Source organism: Streptomyces sp. W16 (assembly GCF_033194735.1).
In the GTDB taxonomy this organism is placed as follows: domain Bacteria; phylum Actinomycetota; class Actinomycetes; order Streptomycetales; family Streptomycetaceae; genus Streptomyces.
Genome location: NZ_JAWOAI010000223.1, coordinates 1 through 15,375 on the forward strand (window position 1 = coordinate 1; position 15,375 = coordinate 15,375).

The window sequence follows — 15,375 nt, forward strand, 5'->3', positions numbered from 1 at the left end:
GAGGGCGATCAAGTCGCCGCCCAGGGAACACTGGTGGGGGTAGACCACGGTGAGAGCGGCGGCTGCCGCCAGCGCCGCCTCCACGGCGTTGCCGCCCCGCTCGGCCGCACGCCTGGCAGCCGTCAGTGCCGCCGGATGCGGTGCGGCGAGGATCAGCGGGGAGGCGGCTGTCATGCCTCGTCCCTCGGGAAGAGCACGGTGCGGGAGGGGGCGGCCTCGGCGCCCTGCAGGGGCAGGGGGAGGGAGATCATGTCGTAGACCCCGGCCGGGGTGTGCAGCAGATCGACCACTTCCAGGATCAACACCTCGGCCGCGCACAGGAGTTGGTGGGTCTCCCAGTGGGTGGTGTAGGCGACCGCCTCGATGCTCAGGTAGTCGATGCCGGCGGTGCGCACGCCGGCCTCGATGAGCCGTTCCGCGCCGTCCGGGGCCAGTCCGACCCACTGCCGGGCCTTCCACGGGCTGCGCAGTACGCCTTCCGAATTGCTGGTGCGCAGCAGCACGCGTTCCTCGGTGCCGAGACCCGCCGCGTCGAGATCGGCGGCGGTGATCTGCTCCTTGACGTGGGTCAGATCGAGGACGCGGGCGATGCCGTTGAGGGCGGACAGGTCGAGCCGGTCGACCGTCTTTCCGCCGTCGATGAAGTGGGCCGGAGCGTCGATGTGGGTGCCGGTGTGGGCCCCGATGCGCCAGCGGCTCACATTGGAGGGATCGCCCGCGGTGCGGGACTCGACTATCTCCACCTCGGGGCGTCGGCCCCAGTGGAGCATGCCGGGGTGGATGGGAACGGACACGTCGATCGCCTTGGCGAAGTCGGGAATCATGCGGCTCTCCTATTGGATGCGGATATCATGGAAGTGGATCCAAAAGTGTGAGGCTGTGGACGCCCCGGGCCGCGTGGGAAACTGCTCCACCACCGCGCACCCCCCGACCGCCCCCGAGAAGGGTTTGACCGACTCCCATGACCCCCCAGACTGACGACGAGCCCCTCGTCGACGACATCGCGGCCCGTATCCGCGCGCGGATCATGAACGGCGAGCTGGCGATCGGCAAACCGCTGCGCCAGGCGGCGCTGGCCACCGAGTTCGGGGTCAGCCGCACACCGGTGCGCGAGGCGCTGCGTCAGCTCCAGAACGGCGGACTGATCGAGATGCAGCCGAACCGAGGTGCGGTGGTCCGGGTGCCCGCGCCCTGGGAGGTGCGCCAGGCGTACGAGGTGCGCGCCGAGCTGGAGGGCATGGCCGCCCGGCGCGCCGCCTCCCGCATCACGGAACGCGGGCTCGCCGCGCTGCGCGAGCACAACGCCGTCCTGTGCGAGGCGGCGGCACGGGCCGTCGGAGAGGGGCGGGGTGCCGGCAGCCCCACCACCACTGCCGCCAACGACTGTTTCCACACGGTGATCTGCGAAGCGGCCGACAACCCTTGGCTGACCCGGATGATCGACCGGATCAACGAGAGCTTCCCGCGCAACGTCTCCTCGCTCGCCCTCGCCGGCGACGAACGCCACCGGCAGCTGAACATCCGTGAACACGAGGCCGTGATCGAGGCGTTGGCCGCGCATGACGCCGACCGTGCCGACGCGTTGATGCGCGAGCACGTCATCAGTTCCGGCGAGCATCTGACGGCCTGGTACGAGCGTCGGTCCCAGACGGTGTTCCACGGCTGAGCGGCGGGCCGTCACGGGGTGCCGCCGGGAAACAGCCGGGCCGGGGAGAGGAAGTCCAGGTCCGGGCGGGCGATTCCGCACACGAGGTCGGCCAGCGCCTCGCCGATCGCCGGTCCGAACTTGAACCCGTGGCCGGAGCAGGCCGACGCCACCAGTACCTGCGGTACGCCCGGCACTTCGCCGACGATGAAGCGCCGGTCGGCGGTCATCGTGTAGAGGCAGGTCAGGCTCTCGGTCACCGGCCCGGCGCCGGGCAGCACTTGGGCCACCGCCTCGGCCAGCAGGGCGAGTTCGTCGCCGGTCGCCTCGGGGCGGGGCGCCTGCGGGTCCCAGGGCGGACCGCTGTCCAGCCCTGCCTTGAGGCCGCGGCCGTCGGTCGCGGGGAACCCGTAGAGCAGACCCTGCGGCAGATCGACGGAGAAGCTGCCCAGGCCGGACCGGCCGAGCGGGCCGGTGGGGTCGGCGGCGAAATAGGCGTTGACGATGCGAGTGACCGTCAGATGCGCGGCCAGGGAGGGAACTTGGGCGGCGATCCAGGGGCCGGTGCACAGCACCAGGCGCCGGGTGCGTAGGACGGCCTTGCCGGTGCGGACCACGACCTCGTCGCCGTCCGGTTCCCAGCCGAGGACAGGGGCGTGGTCGTGGATGTGCGCGCCCGAGCGTTCGGCGAGGGTCAGTTGGGCGCGCAGTGTCTCCTGTGCGTCGATGATGCCGGCGCGCGGGTCGTGTACGGCCGTGAAGCCGGTGGGCAGCCGCACTCCCGGGAAGATCCGTGCCGCTTCCTCGCCGTCGACCTGTCGGCAGCCCGGGCCGCGCAGCGGGTCGGGGCGGTCCCGCGGCGCCGCGTACAACCCGCCCGTGATGTCGAGCAGTTGGGCCTTCGAGGTGCCCTCCAGCTCCGTCCACGCCTGGTAGGCGGTGTCGACCAGGGCGTCCCAGTCGGGGTGGGGGTAGGCGCGGCGGATCATCCGGGTCGCCCCGTGGGAGGAGCCCAAGTCGTGGCCCAGGCCGTACTGTTCGAGCCCCAGGACGTCGAGTCCGCGTGCGGCGAGGTGACGCAGGGTGGCACTGCCGTGGACGCCGAGACCGACCACGATCGCGTCGTGGCGACGGGAGTCGGGGCGCGTGGCGCGCGGGGTGGGCTTGGAGGCCGTGGGTGTGATGTGTGACGGCGCGGGCGTCGCGGGCTCGATCCCGGCCCGCGTCTCCACGTTCGCGTCCTGCCGACCCGTACCCCGCCCGTGCAGGCACACGATCTCGCGTACCGCCTCCACCAGGGCGTCCAGATCGTCCTCGTCGTTGTAGACGTGGACCGAGGCCCGGACCACTTTGGTGAGGCCCCGGTGGTCCATGTCCCAGCGGCCGTGTCCCGCCGGTACCGCGATCAAATGGACGCGGCGGTAGGTGAGTTGACGCTGTACGTCGGAGGCGTCCAGCCCGTCGATCACGAAGGTGACGATGGCGCCGCCCGCGGCCGGCGGATCGGTGACGTGGACGCCCGGCAGCGCGGAGAGGCGTTCCCGGAGCGAGGCGGCGAGGGCGGCCAGGTGCCGGGCGACGGTGTCGACGCCGAGTGTGCTGAGGTCGGTCAGTGCGGCGCCGAGTCCGAGGCGCAACGCGTGCGCGGCCTCCCACAGTTCGAAGCGCTTGGCGTCCGGCACCAGTTCCCAGCTGCGCTCGGCGGTCCACCGGGCGCCCCGGACATCGGGTGCCTCGGGGGCGAGCCGGTCCAGGAGCGGACGCCGGACCGCGAGCAGCCCGGTGCCGCGTGGGCCGCGCAGAAACTTGCGGCCGGTGCCGATGAGCAGATCGCAGCCGATGACGCCCATGTCCACCGGCAACTGGCCGAGCGACTGTGTCGCGTCCAGCAGGAACGGCACACCGTGGGCACCGGCCAACGCGCCGATCGCGGCGGCGGGTTCGACCAGACCCGAGGAGGTCGGCACATGGGCGGCCGTCACCAGAGCCGCGGGCCCCGCCCGCAGCGCCGCTTCCAGGGCCTCCAAGTCCACCGCCCCGTCAGGGCCGTTGGGCAGCAGCTCGACCTGCACACCGTGGTCGCGTTCGACCGACAGGAGGTGCAGCGCGCTGCTGACGTAACTGGAACGGGCCGCCAACACCCGGTCCCCGGGGCGCAGTCGCAGCGCCGACACGGCCCGCTGCCAGCCGGCCGTCGCGCTCTCGACGAGGGCGACCTCCTCCAGCCGGGCGCCGAGGAGTTCGGCGGTACGCGCGTAGACGGCGTCCAGGGCGGGAGCCGCGTGCTTCGCGGCCTCGTAGCCACCCGACAGGCTCTCCGCGCGGAGGTGGTCGATGACCGCCTCGACGGTGCCGTTGGCGAGCAGGGCCGCACCGGCCGAGTTGAAGTGGTGACCGGTGAACGAGCCAGGGGTGCGGGCGCGTTCGGCCGCGACGTTCAGGGTGCGAGGGGGCGGGGGATTCGGGGGCGAAGCGGCCGTACCGGCCGTCACGGGCGCGCTCACAGGGCGATCGTCACGCTCTTGAGCTCGGTGAACCCGTCGACGGCGGCGTCGCCGAGGTCCCTGCCGAGGCCTGACTGCTTCATCCCGCCGAAGGCCACGGCGGGGTCGAACTCGTTGTACGTGTTGACCCACACGGTCCCGGCCTCCAGCGCGGCGGCCGTGCGATGGGCGCGGGCCAGGCTGCCGGTCCACACACCGGCGGCGAGCCCGTACTCGCTGTCGTTGGCCAGCGTGATCGCCTCCTCCTCGCTGTCGAAGGGCAGGATCGTGGCGACCGGGCCGAAGATCTCCTCCCGGGCGATCCGCATGTCGGGCGTGACGTCCGTGAACACCGTCGGCGGCACGAACCACCCCGGGACGTCCGGGAGTTCACCGCTCACGGCCACTTCGGCGCCCTCGGAGCGCCCGAGCTCGACGTAACCGGTGACGCGGTCGTACTGCTCCTGCGACACCAGCGGACCGATGTTGATGCCGCCCGCGAGTCCCGGGCCGATCCGCAGCGCCTCCACGGCCGGCACCAGCCGGTCCAGGAACTCCTTGACGATCGTCCGCTCCACCAGCAGCCTGCTGCCCGCCGTGCACATCTGCCCGGAGTGCCCGAACACCGCGCGCACGGCGTTCGGTGCGGCGGCGTCGAGATCCGCGTCGGCGAAGACGATGTTGGGGGACTTGCCGCCCAGTTCGAGCGTGAGCCGCTTCAACGACGGTGCCGCCGCGGCCATGATGTGCCGCCCGACCTCCGTGGACCCGGTGAAGGACACCTTGGCGACGCCGGGATGGGCGACCAGTTCCGCACCCGTACGACCGTCACCGGTCAGGACGTTGACGACGCCCTCGGGCACGCCCGCCTCCAGACAGAGCGCGGCCAGCCGCAGTGCGGTGAGCGGGGTCTGCTCGGCCGGTTTGACGACGACCGTGCAACCGGCGGCCAGGGCGGGGGCGAGTTTCCAGGCGGCGATCATGAAGGGGAAGTTCCACGGCAGCACGGCGGCGACCACGCCCACCGGTTCCCGGACGCTGTACACATGCCGGTCGGGGCCGGCCGCGTGCACGGTGCCCGACAGCCGGGTCGGGGTACCCGCGAAGTGGCGGATGGCCTGCAGCCCCAACTCCACATCGCCGCGGGCGCGTTCGACGGCCTTGCCGTTGTCCAGGGTGTCCAGCACCGCGAGTTGCTCGGCGTCACGCTCCACCAGGTCGGCGAGGCGCAGCAGGATGTCACGGCGCTGCCGGGGCGGCAGTCCGCGCCAACGGCGGTCCCGGTGTGCCGTGTTGGCGGCCTCGACCGCCGCCGACACCTCGGCCGGGCCCGCCTGAGCGACCGTGGTGAGCTGCTCCCGGGTGGCGGGATCGACCACCGCTATCCGCTCCGTCGCGGTACCGGTGGTCCACTCGCCGCCGATGAGCATGGGCTCGCAGTCCGGCAGCCGGGGGATCACGATGCTGGGGTCCACGGTGTTCTCCTTCACGCCTGGCGTCCGGGACGGTGAGTGGGGTCGGGCCACGGCTCGCGGACCGCCGTGGACACCGCCCGTGCTGTGGTCAGGACGCAGCGGTCGAACTCCGCCTCGCCGTGCTTGGGGTTCGCGTCGGCCACGTCCCGGCCCCAGACCCCGGTCTCACTGACCTGGTCCATGCGGTAGTCCCAGAACGAGTCGACGTCGACATGGGAGGTGGCCCGCTCCATCCGCACCAACTCGGGTGCGAGGTGCAGCATCACGGACGTCTCGAAGAAGTTGGCGTGCATCAACGCCCGCCCGTAGGTGACGTGTCCGTCCACCTCGGGCCCCGGGTACATCGTCACGTACCCCAACGCCCGCACGCGCGCGTCCCGGTGACGGACCCTCAGCTTCTCGGCCGAGACGTCGAGCGCGCCGTTGTTCCAGATGTGCCCGTTGAGCAGCACGAACTGCCGTACTCCCGAGGCGTACAGCGAGTCGATGACGTCCTCGACGACGGCGATCATCGTCTCCGGCCGCAGCGCCACCGTCCCCGCGAAGTCGCCGTGCGACGCGGACACACCGAAGCTCAGCGGCGGTACGACGGGCACGCCGGTCAGGGCGGAGACGCCGAGGGCGACCGCTTCGCAGATCCGGGTGTCCACGGCGAGGGGGAGGTGGGGGCCGTGCTGCTCGGTGGCGCCGACGGGGATGATGACGGCGTCCTGGGCGGCAGCCGTGGACTCGGCCTCCGGCCAGGTCAGCTCCTCCCACAGCACCGGCGTTCCGGACCCGCCCAACTGGGCGGCGAGTTCGGGGACATCGAGCCCGGTGGGGATGGTCCGTCCGGACGGACCGGTGACGAAGACGGACGACATGGCTCTCCTCTCCTCGGGACCGATGGCGCTCACCATCGGCGTCGGCTCTTCTCGGGCAGCAGGTCCAGGGCACGCAGCGGGACGGGCTTGTCCCCGTCGACCGTGGTGACCCACACGGTGGCGTCCGGGCAGTAGTCGCTGATCAGCTCGCGGCACACCCCGCACGGGGCGATGATCCGGAACCAGCCCGCCGGCTTGATCTGCACCGACACCACCGAAGTGATGCTCAACTCCGCACCGGCGGGCAGGGCGCCCCGGGCAGTGCCCATGGCCACCCCCTCGGCGCAGATCGAACTGCGCCGGCAGGAACCCTCCACGTGGACCCCGGTGTGGACCCGGCCGTCCGCCGTGCGCAGCGCCGTCGCGACCTCGTGACGGCCCGACTGCCACACCCGCGCCAGCAAGTGCTGTGCGGTGGCGAGGAGTTCGACGTCGTCCTCGTCCATCGACGGCGGTACGGCCACGGGCCGCACGTTCGTGGCGCTCATACCGTCAGCCCCAACAGCCGGGCCATGTTGCCGCCTTCGACCAGCGCCCGGTCCTTCTCGTCCTCGACCGCCTTGGCGATCTTCATGCGCTCCAGGTCGAAGTCGGAACCGGGCCACTCACTCCCCATGAGGATCTTCTCCGGCCCGAGCCGCGCGTAGGCGCGCTTCACGTCGCTCATCAGCGTCGCCGAGGTCTCCAGGTACACGTGCGGCTGCCGCTCGGCCACGATGATCGCCTCCGGCACGTTCCACACCGCCCCCATGTGGGCGATGATCGTGGGGACTTCGGGGTGGTCCCGGGCGATCTCCTCGATGGCGAGCGGTGCGCAGAAGGCGTCGTCGAGAGCGTTGATGAGGACGAGCAGTCCCCGCCGTGCGCACGCCTCGAAGACCGGGTCGAGGAGGCCGTGGTCGGCGACGTGATAGCCGTGCAGACTCGGGTGCAGTTTCAGCCCCACCAGACCCGCGTCGGCCATCCGGTCGATCTCGTCGAGCGCGTCGTCGGCCTGCGGCATCACCTGCCCGAAGCCGAAGAACCGGTCCGGGTACGTGGCCACCAGCGAGGCGATGAAGTCGTTCTCGATGCGCTGCGCGAGCGAGCACACCATCGCCATGTCCACCCCGGCCGCGTCCATCCGGTCGAGGATGCGCCGCCGTTCGAAGGGTTTGTACGGTGGCGGGGCCTGGCCCTTGCGGGCGCCGGTGAGGTAGTCGGAACGGCCGCGGACGTCCTGAGTGGTGTTGTACGCGTCGATGATCAATGCGGTTCGTCCTTACCCGCTACTCGCGGCTCGCTGGGGACCAGGGGAAGATGGCAGCGCACACTGCGGCCCGGCACGATCGCGCGCAGCTCGGGCGCACTGGTGCGGCACCGCTCCGTGGCGATCGGGCACCGGGTGCGGAACAGACAGCCCTCGGGTGGGTTCGCCGGATCGGGCAACTCGCCCTCCAGCACCTCCTGTTCACGTTTCTCCCCGGGCCGCAGCACGGGAACCGACGACAACAGCGCCCGGCTGTAGGGGTGTGCAGGGGCGGCGAAGAAGGCGTCGCGGGAGGCGATCTCGATGATCTGGCCGAGGTACATGACCGCGATCCGGTCGGCGATGTGCCGGACGACGCCCAGGTCGTGCGAGATGAACAGCATCGTCAGGCCCCGGTCGCGCACCAGGTCGGACAGCAGGTTCAGCACCTGGGCCTGGATCGACACGTCCAGCGCCGAGACCGCCTCGTCGGCCACCACGAACTGCGGTGACGAGGCCAACGCCCGTGCGATGCCGATGCGTTGGCGCTGTCCGCCGGAGAACTCGTGCGGCCTGCGCCCCCCGGCCTCCGCGCCGAGCCCGACGAGGTCGAGCAGCTCGGCCACCGCCTTCGACGCCTCGGCACGGGTGGCGCCGCGTGCTCGGAGAAGGGGTTCGGCGACGATGTCGGCGATCCGGCGGCGCGGATTCAGCGAACCGAAGGGGTCCTGGAACACCATCTGCAACTCGGCCCGGGTACGCCGCAGTTGGCGTCCGCGCAGCCGGGTGAGGTCGGTGCCGTCGAACTCGATGCGGCCCGAGGCGGGTTCGATCACCCGCAACAGGGCCCTGCCGAGCGTGGACTTGCCGCAGCCCGACTCGCCGACCAGCCCGAGGGTCTCGCCCTGGAGGATGTCGAGGTCGACGTCCCGCAGCGCCCTGACCCGCCCGCCGGCCCGGCCCGGGTACTCGACACGCAGCTCGTGGGCCTGGATCAGCGCGGCAGTCATGCGAGGCCTCCCTGGGAGCGGGCCGTGGCACGGGCGGGTGAGGGCAGTACGCAAGCGTCGAGGTGCCCGTCGTCGCCGTGCCGCTGCCGCAGCACGGGTCGCTCGGCACACGCGTCGTGGACGAAGGGGCACCGAGGCGCGAACGCACAGCCGGACGGCCGGTCGACCCCGGTCAGCGGGCTGCCCGCGATGGTCGGCAGCCGTCGTACGACAGGACCGTCGATCGGCGGCACGGAACCCAACAACCCCATCGTGTAAGGGTGTTGTGGGTGGAACAGCACCTCCTCGCGCAGTCCCTGCTCCACGATCCGGCCCGCGTACATCACCGCCACCCGGTCCGCGACCTCGGCCACGACACCCAGGTCATGGGTGATCAGCAGGACGGAGGTGCCGTGGTCCTGCTGGACGCGCTTGAGGACGGCGAGGACCTGCGCCTGGATCGTGACGTCGAGGGCGGTGGTGGGTTCGTCGGCGATGAGTACGGCGGGGTCGTTGGCCAGCCCCATGGCGATCATCACGCGTTGGCGCATGCCCCCGGAGAGCTGGTGGGGATAGGCGCGTGCCGTGCGGTCCGGGCCCGCGATGCCGACCTCGCCGAGCAACTCCACGGCCCGCGCCGTCGCCTGACCCCGTGTCACATCACGGTGGGCGCGGATCATCTCGGAGACCTGGGCGCCCGCCCGGTGCAGCGGGTTGAGGGCGGCCAGCGCGTCCTGGAAGACGACCGCGATGTCCTTGCCGCGCACCCCGCGCAACTCCCGCTCCGACGCGGCGACGAGGTCACGCCCCTTGAAGACCGCCTCCCCGCTGATGTGGGTGCGCGGGCCACGGTTCAGGCCGACCAGGCTCATCGACAGGGCGGACTTCCCCGACCCCGACTCGCCGACCAGCGCGAGGACTTCGCCCTGGCGGAGAGTCAGGTCCACACCGTCCACGGCGGGCAGTCGGCCCGCCGGAACGTCGAACTGGACGCGCAGATCCCGGACTTCGAGCACGGGCGCGGACGTCATGAGCCGTCGCCCACGGCTACGGCCGCCGTGTGGATCAGGTCGGCGACACGCTCCGGCCACACCAGGGTGGTGTAGTGGCTGCCCGGCACGTGCTCGACGGTCGCCTTCATGCGGGCCGACATGTCGTTCTGGATCTCGGGACGGAGTGTGCGGTCGTCGTCGGCGACCAGGTACCAACTGGGCAGGGAGCGCCAGGCCGGTGCGCCGGTCGGCTGCGTGAAGATGAGGTTCTCCGCCTTGCGTCCCTCCGCCTCCACCACGGCACGCTGCTCCGGCGAGAGATCGGGGCCTATCTCCGCCCAGAACGCCTCGCTCGTCTCGGACTTCCACTCACCGTTCGGGCCGCGCTGCATGTACTTGGAGATCTCGGCCTCCTCGTACCGCTCGACGATCTCGTTGACCGTCTCGCCCTCGTCCGGCCCGAACGCGGCTATGTAGACAAGCCCTTTGACCCGCGGATCGCGTCCGACGTTGCTGATGACCGCGCCGCCGTAGGAGTGCCCGGCGAGCAGCACCGGGCCGGTCGTCTCCGCCAACACGGCCGCCGTGTTGGCGACATCGTCCTCCAGAGAGGTCATCGGGTTGGTGACGGTGAACAGCCGGTGGCCGCGGGCGGCCAGCAGGGGCTGGACCTCCGACCAGGTCGTCGGCCGTCCGCCGGCACCGTGGACCAGCACGATGTCCATGCGGGTCATCCTTTCCGTAGCCGCGGGTCGAGGACCGTGTAGAGCAGGTCCACCGCGTGGTTGACCAGGGTGAAGAGGAGAGCGATGGCGAGGGCGGCGCCCTGCACGACGGGGTAGTCGCGTTGCAGGACGCCCTGCACGAGCAGGCGGCCGACACCGGCGTACGAGAAGACCGTCTCGGTGATCACCGAACCGCCCAGCAGGGACCCGAACTGGAGCCCCAGGACCGTCACGATGGGCAGCCAGGAGTTGCGCAGCACGTGGTGGCGGATCACCACGCTCTCGCTCAGGCCCTTCATCCGCGCGGTTCTGACGAAGTCGTCGTCGAGGACCTCCAGCACCGAGGCACGCACGATGCGGGTGATGAACCCGGCCATCGACAGCGCCAGTGTGACGGCCGGGAGGATCAGATGCTGGATCCAGGGCCACACCAGCTCGGGGCGGTTCTGCAGGATCGCGTCGAGGAGGACGAAGTTGGTGGTCGGGTTGTAGTCGAGCGAGCTGGGCAGTCGGCCGAGGACCGGGAGCCAGCGCAGCCACACGCCGAACACGACGATCCCGAGCACCCCGAGGGCGAACCAGGGCAGCGAGAAACTCACCGTGGCCACGGCCCGGGTCGAGTGGTCGACCCAACTCCCTTTGCGCAGCGCGGCGATGACACCGGTGACGACACCGAGCAGGACCGCGATGGTCATCGCCGCGAGCGTCAGCTCGATGGTGGCGGGGAGCGCGTCGCCGAGCAGCCCCAGGACGCTGTTGGAGCCGTAGAAGGAGGTGCCGAGCCGCAGGTGCACCAAGTCGTTGAGGAAGCTGCCGTATTGGACGAGCAGCGGTCGGTCGAGGCCGAGGGCTTTGTTGACGCGCTCTTCGTTCGCGGCCAGTTCGGACGCTGAGAGGTTGTTGCCACCGGCCGCGAGCGAGGTCGCCGGTGAGCCGGGCAGCAGGCGCATCGCGAGGAACACCAGGCTGGCCAGGGCGAACAGGACGACAGGGATGACCGCGAGCCGCCGTAGGACCAACAGGAGCGGTCCCGCTGCCCACTTGGGCCTGCGGAGGGGAAGCAGTGCGGTGGTCACGCGGGCCCCCGTACGTCGAGCGCGTCGCGCAGGTCGTCGCCCACGAAGTTGCAGGCGACGACGAACAGCAGCGTGAACGTCGCCGGCAGGACGACCAATCGCGGTGCCGTATAGAGGAACTCCTGGCCCGCCTGGACCATGTAGCCCCAGTCGGGCTGCGGGGGTTGGATGCCGAGGCCGAGGTAGGACAGGCCGGCGGCGAAGCCCGCCGCGATCGACAGCGTCATGACGACCTGGGCGAGCATCGGTCCGGCGATGTTCGGGAGGAGTTCGCGGGCCAGGATGCGCGGGGTGCGGGTGCCGCCCAGCTTGCAGGCGACCACGTAGTCGCGCGCCGCCTCGCGGGCGGTCAGGGCGCGGGCGAGGCGGGCCAGACCGGGCGCGAGGGACACGCCGATGCCGAAGACCAGACTGACAGTGCCCGGTCCCGCGGCTGCCACGAGGAGTATGACGAGCAGGATCGACGGGAACGCGAGCGCCAGATCCACGATCCGCATCAGGACCTGCTCCACGACACCGCCGGCGTACCCGGCGACGAGCCCGACCCCGGTGCCCACGACGGCCGCAAGCGCCGTAGCGGCGAACGCCACCAGCAGCAACGGGCGGGCGCCGTGCACGAGTCGGGCCAGTTCGTCGCGGCCGAGGTCGTCCGTGCCGAAGAGATGGCCGGACGATCCCATGGGCAGCAGCGCCGAGGAGGTCTGACGCAGCGGGTCCGCCTGGATGAACAGCGGTCCTACGAGCGCCACCAGGACCAGCGCGATCAGCACCAGCCAGGACAGCACGGCCGGCCAGGACCGCGCCAGCCGGCGCCCGCGCCACCCGGCGAGGACGGTCCGCCCGGCCGAGGAGGCGGGGGGCGTCGGAGGCCGTGCGGTCGCCACGGGCGCCGGAGCGGCCGTCGTGTCAGACACTGGCTTTCTCCATGTAACAGCGGTGGTTGGCCAGTGCGGCGGTGTTCATGTGCTTCACGTGCGAGCCGCTGACCACGAGGTTGGCGAAGCAGGCCAGCATCGACAGGACCATGTAGTCCTCGGCCCAACGGCGTTGGATCTTCGTGTAGGCAGCCGTGCGCTGCGCACCGAGGGGCAGGTTCTTGGCCGTGTCCAGCTCCGACTGGAGCGAGGCGGCGTCCTTGAGCGTGTCCATGCCGGTGATCGTCGCGCCGTAGAGACCGGTCGGGCTGGCCATGGCGCCGACCATGTCGTTGGCGTCCGGGACGTAGGTGTTGCGCTCCCAGATCATCAGGTCGTGGTAGTCGTCCTTGCCGTCGAGCAGCCGAGTGAAGTAGGTGGCCGGGTCGACGGAGGTGGTGACCACCTTGAAGCCGACGTCGGTGAGGTTCTGGGCGACGATCTGCGCGGCCTTCGGGTGCCAGGAGTCGCTGGCCGCCATCAGCCGGATACGCCGGCCACCGGCACCGGCCTCGGCGACGAGCTTCTTCGCCTTGGCCACATCCTGGGTGCTGAGGTCGGCGAGGCTGGTGTCGTAGCCGCTCTGCGCGGGTGGGATCGCGTAGCCCCCGGGCAGCGCGCCGACGCCGTAGAAGGCCTGGTCGAGGATGGCCTTGCGGTCGATCGCGAGGTTGATGGCCTGGCGGACCTTGAGCTCGGGGACGCGGCGGGCGTCGATCATCAGGATCGCGTTGGCGTTGTACGGCGTCTTGTAGACCGTCACCGAGTCGTCCTTGCGCAGCTGCGCGGCGGCGGAGTACGGGGTGAACTGGGTGGCCGAGATGTCGCCGCTGAGCAGCGAACTGACGATCGTCGACGGGTCCTGGACCTGGCGCAGCACCAGCCGGTCGACGGGCGGTCTGCCGAGGCGGAAGCCGTCGAAGGCCGTGAGGGTGATGGACTGGCCGGAGGTGGCGGCGGAGAAGGCGAACGGGCCGGTGCCGACGAGGTGCTTGCCGATGTCCGCGCCGTACTTCTTCAGCGCGGCCTTGGAGATGATGCGGCCACCGATGTCGGACAGCTGCCCGAGGGTGGTCCGGTCCGGCTTCTTCAGAACCATCTTGACGGTCAGGTCGTCCGGAGCGGTCAGCGAGGCGACGTTCGCGCCGAGGTCGGACAGCGGGCGGGTGGCGCCCTTGGGCAGTGTCGGGTCCTTCTCGTCGAACTGCCGTCCCAGGCTGGCCAGTACGTCCGCCGAGGTAAGCGTCGTGCCGTCATGGAACTTGACGCCCTCGCGCAGGGCGAAGGTGTAGGTGAGCTGGTCGTCGGAGATCGTCCAGCTCTTGGCCAGGTCCGGCGTGGGCTCGTTGGTCTCGAAGGAGATGAACGTCAGGCCCCGGCAGATGCAGTCGACGGCCATCCAGTCGCCCAACGAGGTGTAGAACGACGGGTCGTTGACCGCGCTGGTCGCGTCGATGGCGAGGGTCAGCGTGCCGCCCTTGCTGCTTCCCTTGGCGTCGTCGGCCGCCGCACCGCAGGCGCTGAGCAGGGCGGGAAGCCCGAAGCCGACGCCCACACCGAGGAGCCCCGCACCCCGGAGCATGGTGCGGCGCGACGCCGTCGACGGGGTGGAGCCGGGTGAGGACGATCCAGCTGACTGGTCCGGCATGTGGGCCTCCTTGGGCACCGATCCTCGGATAATGGATCTCAAAGTGTCAAGATTGGATCCAAAAACATGTTCACGGGCCACAGGGTCCCTCTCGTGTCCCGGGTGTTAAAGGCGTGTGAACCGGGTCGGGGGCGAGATCCGGCCGGCACCGGCTACGCGCCCGGTACGCCCCTGCGGCGGATCAACTCCGGCCAGACCACGGGGTCATGACCTGGTACGAGTTCGTAGCCACGTTCTGCGGCGATGCGCTTGAGACGGCGGATGGGCTCCACCGTGCTCTCCGGGGCGACACCGATCGAGGCGCCGATCGGACGCTCGTGCTCGATGTTCTCGGTGAGGTCGGCGGCGTCGAAGGCGAACACGAAACCGCCGCCGTCCGCGAGGTCGACGACGAAACTCTGGTGTCCGGGGGTGTGCCCGGCCGTCAGCACGGCCGTCACGCCCGGGGCGATCTCGGTGTCGCCCTCGTCCTGTCGCCAGTCGATGCGCGGGTCGTCGAAGTCGACGCGGAAGATGGAGTGGCGCTCGACCTCGGGCTGCCCGGACAGACCGTAGGTCAGCTCCTCGCGCTGTACGTGCACCGGCACCCGGCCCGCGAAGTGCTTGAGCCCGCCCGCGTGATCGGCGTGCAGATGACTGACCGCCACCGCGTGGATCGCGTCCATCGCGATACCGGCCGCGTCGAGGGCCTCCTCCAGGGGCTCGCCCGGACCCGGGAGGATCGGCCGGTAGTTGGGGGAGCCGTAGAAGCGGCGGCGCAGGGCCGGGTCCCGGATCAGCGCCGTGTTGAACCCCGTGTCGAGCAACAACCAGCCGCCGTCGCACTCCAGGAGGACCGCCGGTACGGGTTCACGCAGCCGTTCCTCGTACGGGGCGCCGTGCACGGAGACGGACTTGGGGAGTTCCTCCCAGCCCACCAGCAGGGGCACGATCCGGCGAACGCCGTGGCGTGTCATGAAGTGTGCGGGTGGGGTGGGAGGCGCATGCGTGATCCGTTCCGGGAGTGCGAGGGGCTGTGTTCGGGGGATCGGGATCAGGTCTTGGAGATGGGGATCCACACTTTAAGTATGTGGATCCCAAAGGCGGTTGCGGAGAGGTGAACAAGTTCTCTCTGGCGCGCTGATCAGGCAGTCCTGCCGCGCAGGGTCTCCTTCTTGGCCCGGTTTCCGCAGGTGCCCATGGAACACCAACGGCGGTTCCCGGGGCGTGAGGTGTCGAGGAACAGGGCGCCGCAGGTCGGGCCCGCGCAGTCGCGGACGCGGGTGAGCGGCGGGGAGGTCGCGAGGTCCAGGGCGTCACGGGCGACGAGGGCGAGAGTGGCCCGGACGGGGTCCTCG

At 70.8% G+C, this 15,375-nt stretch carries 16 protein-coding genes; 1 reads left to right on the forward strand and 15 read right to left on the reverse strand.

The features are described 5' to 3' along the window. Together R6V09_RS27215 and R6V09_RS27220 are read right to left on the reverse strand one after the other, a co-directional pair. A partial coding sequence (locus tag R6V09_RS27215; RefSeq protein ID WP_317884084.1) for a gamma-glutamyltransferase occupies positions 1 to 174 on the reverse strand: 174 nt, incomplete at its 3' end. Further along, the gene (locus tag R6V09_RS27220) at positions 171 to 824 is read right to left on the reverse strand and encodes a cyclase family protein (protein WP_317884069.1); all 654 of its coding nucleotides are present in this window, start codon (positions 822 to 824) and stop codon (positions 171 to 173) included. The genes R6V09_RS27220 and R6V09_RS27215, both read right to left, overlap by 4 nt. Positions 825 to 961: 137 nt before the next feature. Here R6V09_RS27220 and R6V09_RS27225 point away from each other — a divergent pair, with 137 nt between their 5' ends. Continuing rightward, positions 962 to 1,666 carry a GntR family transcriptional regulator gene (locus R6V09_RS27225; protein WP_317884070.1) on the forward strand — a complete coding sequence of 235 codons (705 nt, stop codon included), beginning with the start codon at positions 962 to 964 and terminating at the stop codon, positions 1,664 to 1,666. Positions 1,667 to 1,677: 11 nt separating this feature from the next. Here the strand turns inward: R6V09_RS27225 and solA are convergent, their stop codons facing one another. From solA to R6V09_RS27290, 13 genes are all read right to left on the reverse strand, one after another. Then, positions 1,678 to 4,149: an N-methyl-L-tryptophan oxidase gene (solA, locus tag R6V09_RS27230; RefSeq protein WP_317884071.1), complete on the reverse strand. Its 2,472-nt coding sequence runs from the start codon at positions 4,147 to 4,149 to the stop codon at positions 1,678 to 1,680. Continuing rightward, positions 4,146 to 5,603: an aldehyde dehydrogenase family protein gene (locus R6V09_RS27235; protein ID WP_317884072.1), complete on the reverse strand. Its 1,458-nt coding sequence runs from the start codon at positions 5,601 to 5,603 to the stop codon at positions 4,146 to 4,148. Before R6V09_RS27235 ends, solA begins: the two co-directional genes overlap by 4 nt. Positions 5,604 to 5,614: 11 nt before the next feature. Then, on the reverse strand, positions 5,615 to 6,466 hold the full coding sequence (locus R6V09_RS27240) for a creatininase family protein (RefSeq protein ID WP_317884073.1): 852 nt from the start codon (positions 6,464 to 6,466) through the stop codon (positions 5,615 to 5,617). A gap of 29 nt (positions 6,467 to 6,495) precedes the next feature. Further along, positions 6,496 to 6,954, reverse strand: coding sequence for a cytidine deaminase (locus R6V09_RS27245; RefSeq protein ID WP_317884074.1), 459 nt, complete (start codon positions 6,952 to 6,954; stop codon positions 6,496 to 6,498). After that, the gene (locus R6V09_RS27250) at positions 6,951 to 7,715 is read right to left on the reverse strand and encodes an amidohydrolase family protein (protein WP_317884075.1); all 765 of its coding nucleotides are present in this window, start codon (positions 7,713 to 7,715) and stop codon (positions 6,951 to 6,953) included. The genes R6V09_RS27245 and R6V09_RS27250 overlap by 4 nt, the downstream gene beginning before the upstream one ends. Continuing rightward, complete coding sequence (locus R6V09_RS27255) at positions 7,712 to 8,704, reverse strand: ABC transporter ATP-binding protein (RefSeq protein ID WP_317884076.1); 993 nt, start codon at positions 8,702 to 8,704, stop codon at positions 7,712 to 7,714. Before R6V09_RS27255 ends, R6V09_RS27250 begins: the two co-directional genes overlap by 4 nt. Continuing rightward, positions 8,701 to 9,714, reverse strand: coding sequence for an ABC transporter ATP-binding protein (locus R6V09_RS27260; protein WP_317884077.1), 1,014 nt, complete (start codon positions 9,712 to 9,714; stop codon positions 8,701 to 8,703). The genes R6V09_RS27255 and R6V09_RS27260 overlap by 4 nt, the downstream gene beginning before the upstream one ends. Continuing rightward, entirely contained in the window at positions 9,711 to 10,400 is a 690-nt protein-coding gene (locus R6V09_RS27265; protein WP_317884078.1) for an alpha/beta hydrolase, read from the reverse strand. The genes R6V09_RS27260 and R6V09_RS27265 overlap by 4 nt, the downstream gene beginning before the upstream one ends. Positions 10,401 to 10,405: 5 nt before the next feature. Next, positions 10,406 to 11,476 (reverse strand): ABC transporter permease, encoded by a 1,071-nt coding sequence (locus R6V09_RS27270; RefSeq protein ID WP_317884079.1) that lies wholly within the window; start codon positions 11,474 to 11,476, stop codon positions 10,406 to 10,408. Beyond that, entirely contained in the window at positions 11,473 to 12,390 is a 918-nt protein-coding gene (locus R6V09_RS27275; RefSeq protein WP_317884080.1) for an ABC transporter permease, read from the reverse strand. The genes R6V09_RS27270 and R6V09_RS27275 overlap by 4 nt, the downstream gene beginning before the upstream one ends. After that, positions 12,383 to 14,038, reverse strand: coding sequence for an ABC transporter substrate-binding protein (locus R6V09_RS27280; protein ID WP_317884081.1), 1,656 nt, complete (start codon positions 14,036 to 14,038; stop codon positions 12,383 to 12,385). Before R6V09_RS27280 ends, R6V09_RS27275 begins: the two co-directional genes overlap by 8 nt. 152 nt (positions 14,039 to 14,190) lie before the next feature. Further along, positions 14,191 to 14,994 (reverse strand): N-acyl homoserine lactonase family protein, encoded by an 804-nt coding sequence (locus R6V09_RS27285; RefSeq protein ID WP_317884082.1) that lies wholly within the window; start codon positions 14,992 to 14,994, stop codon positions 14,191 to 14,193. A 167-nt stretch (positions 14,995 to 15,161) separates the two neighbouring features. Further along, positions 15,162 to 15,375 (reverse strand): CGNR zinc finger domain-containing protein (locus R6V09_RS27290; protein WP_317884083.1); only part of this gene is annotated, 214 nt, incomplete at its 5' end.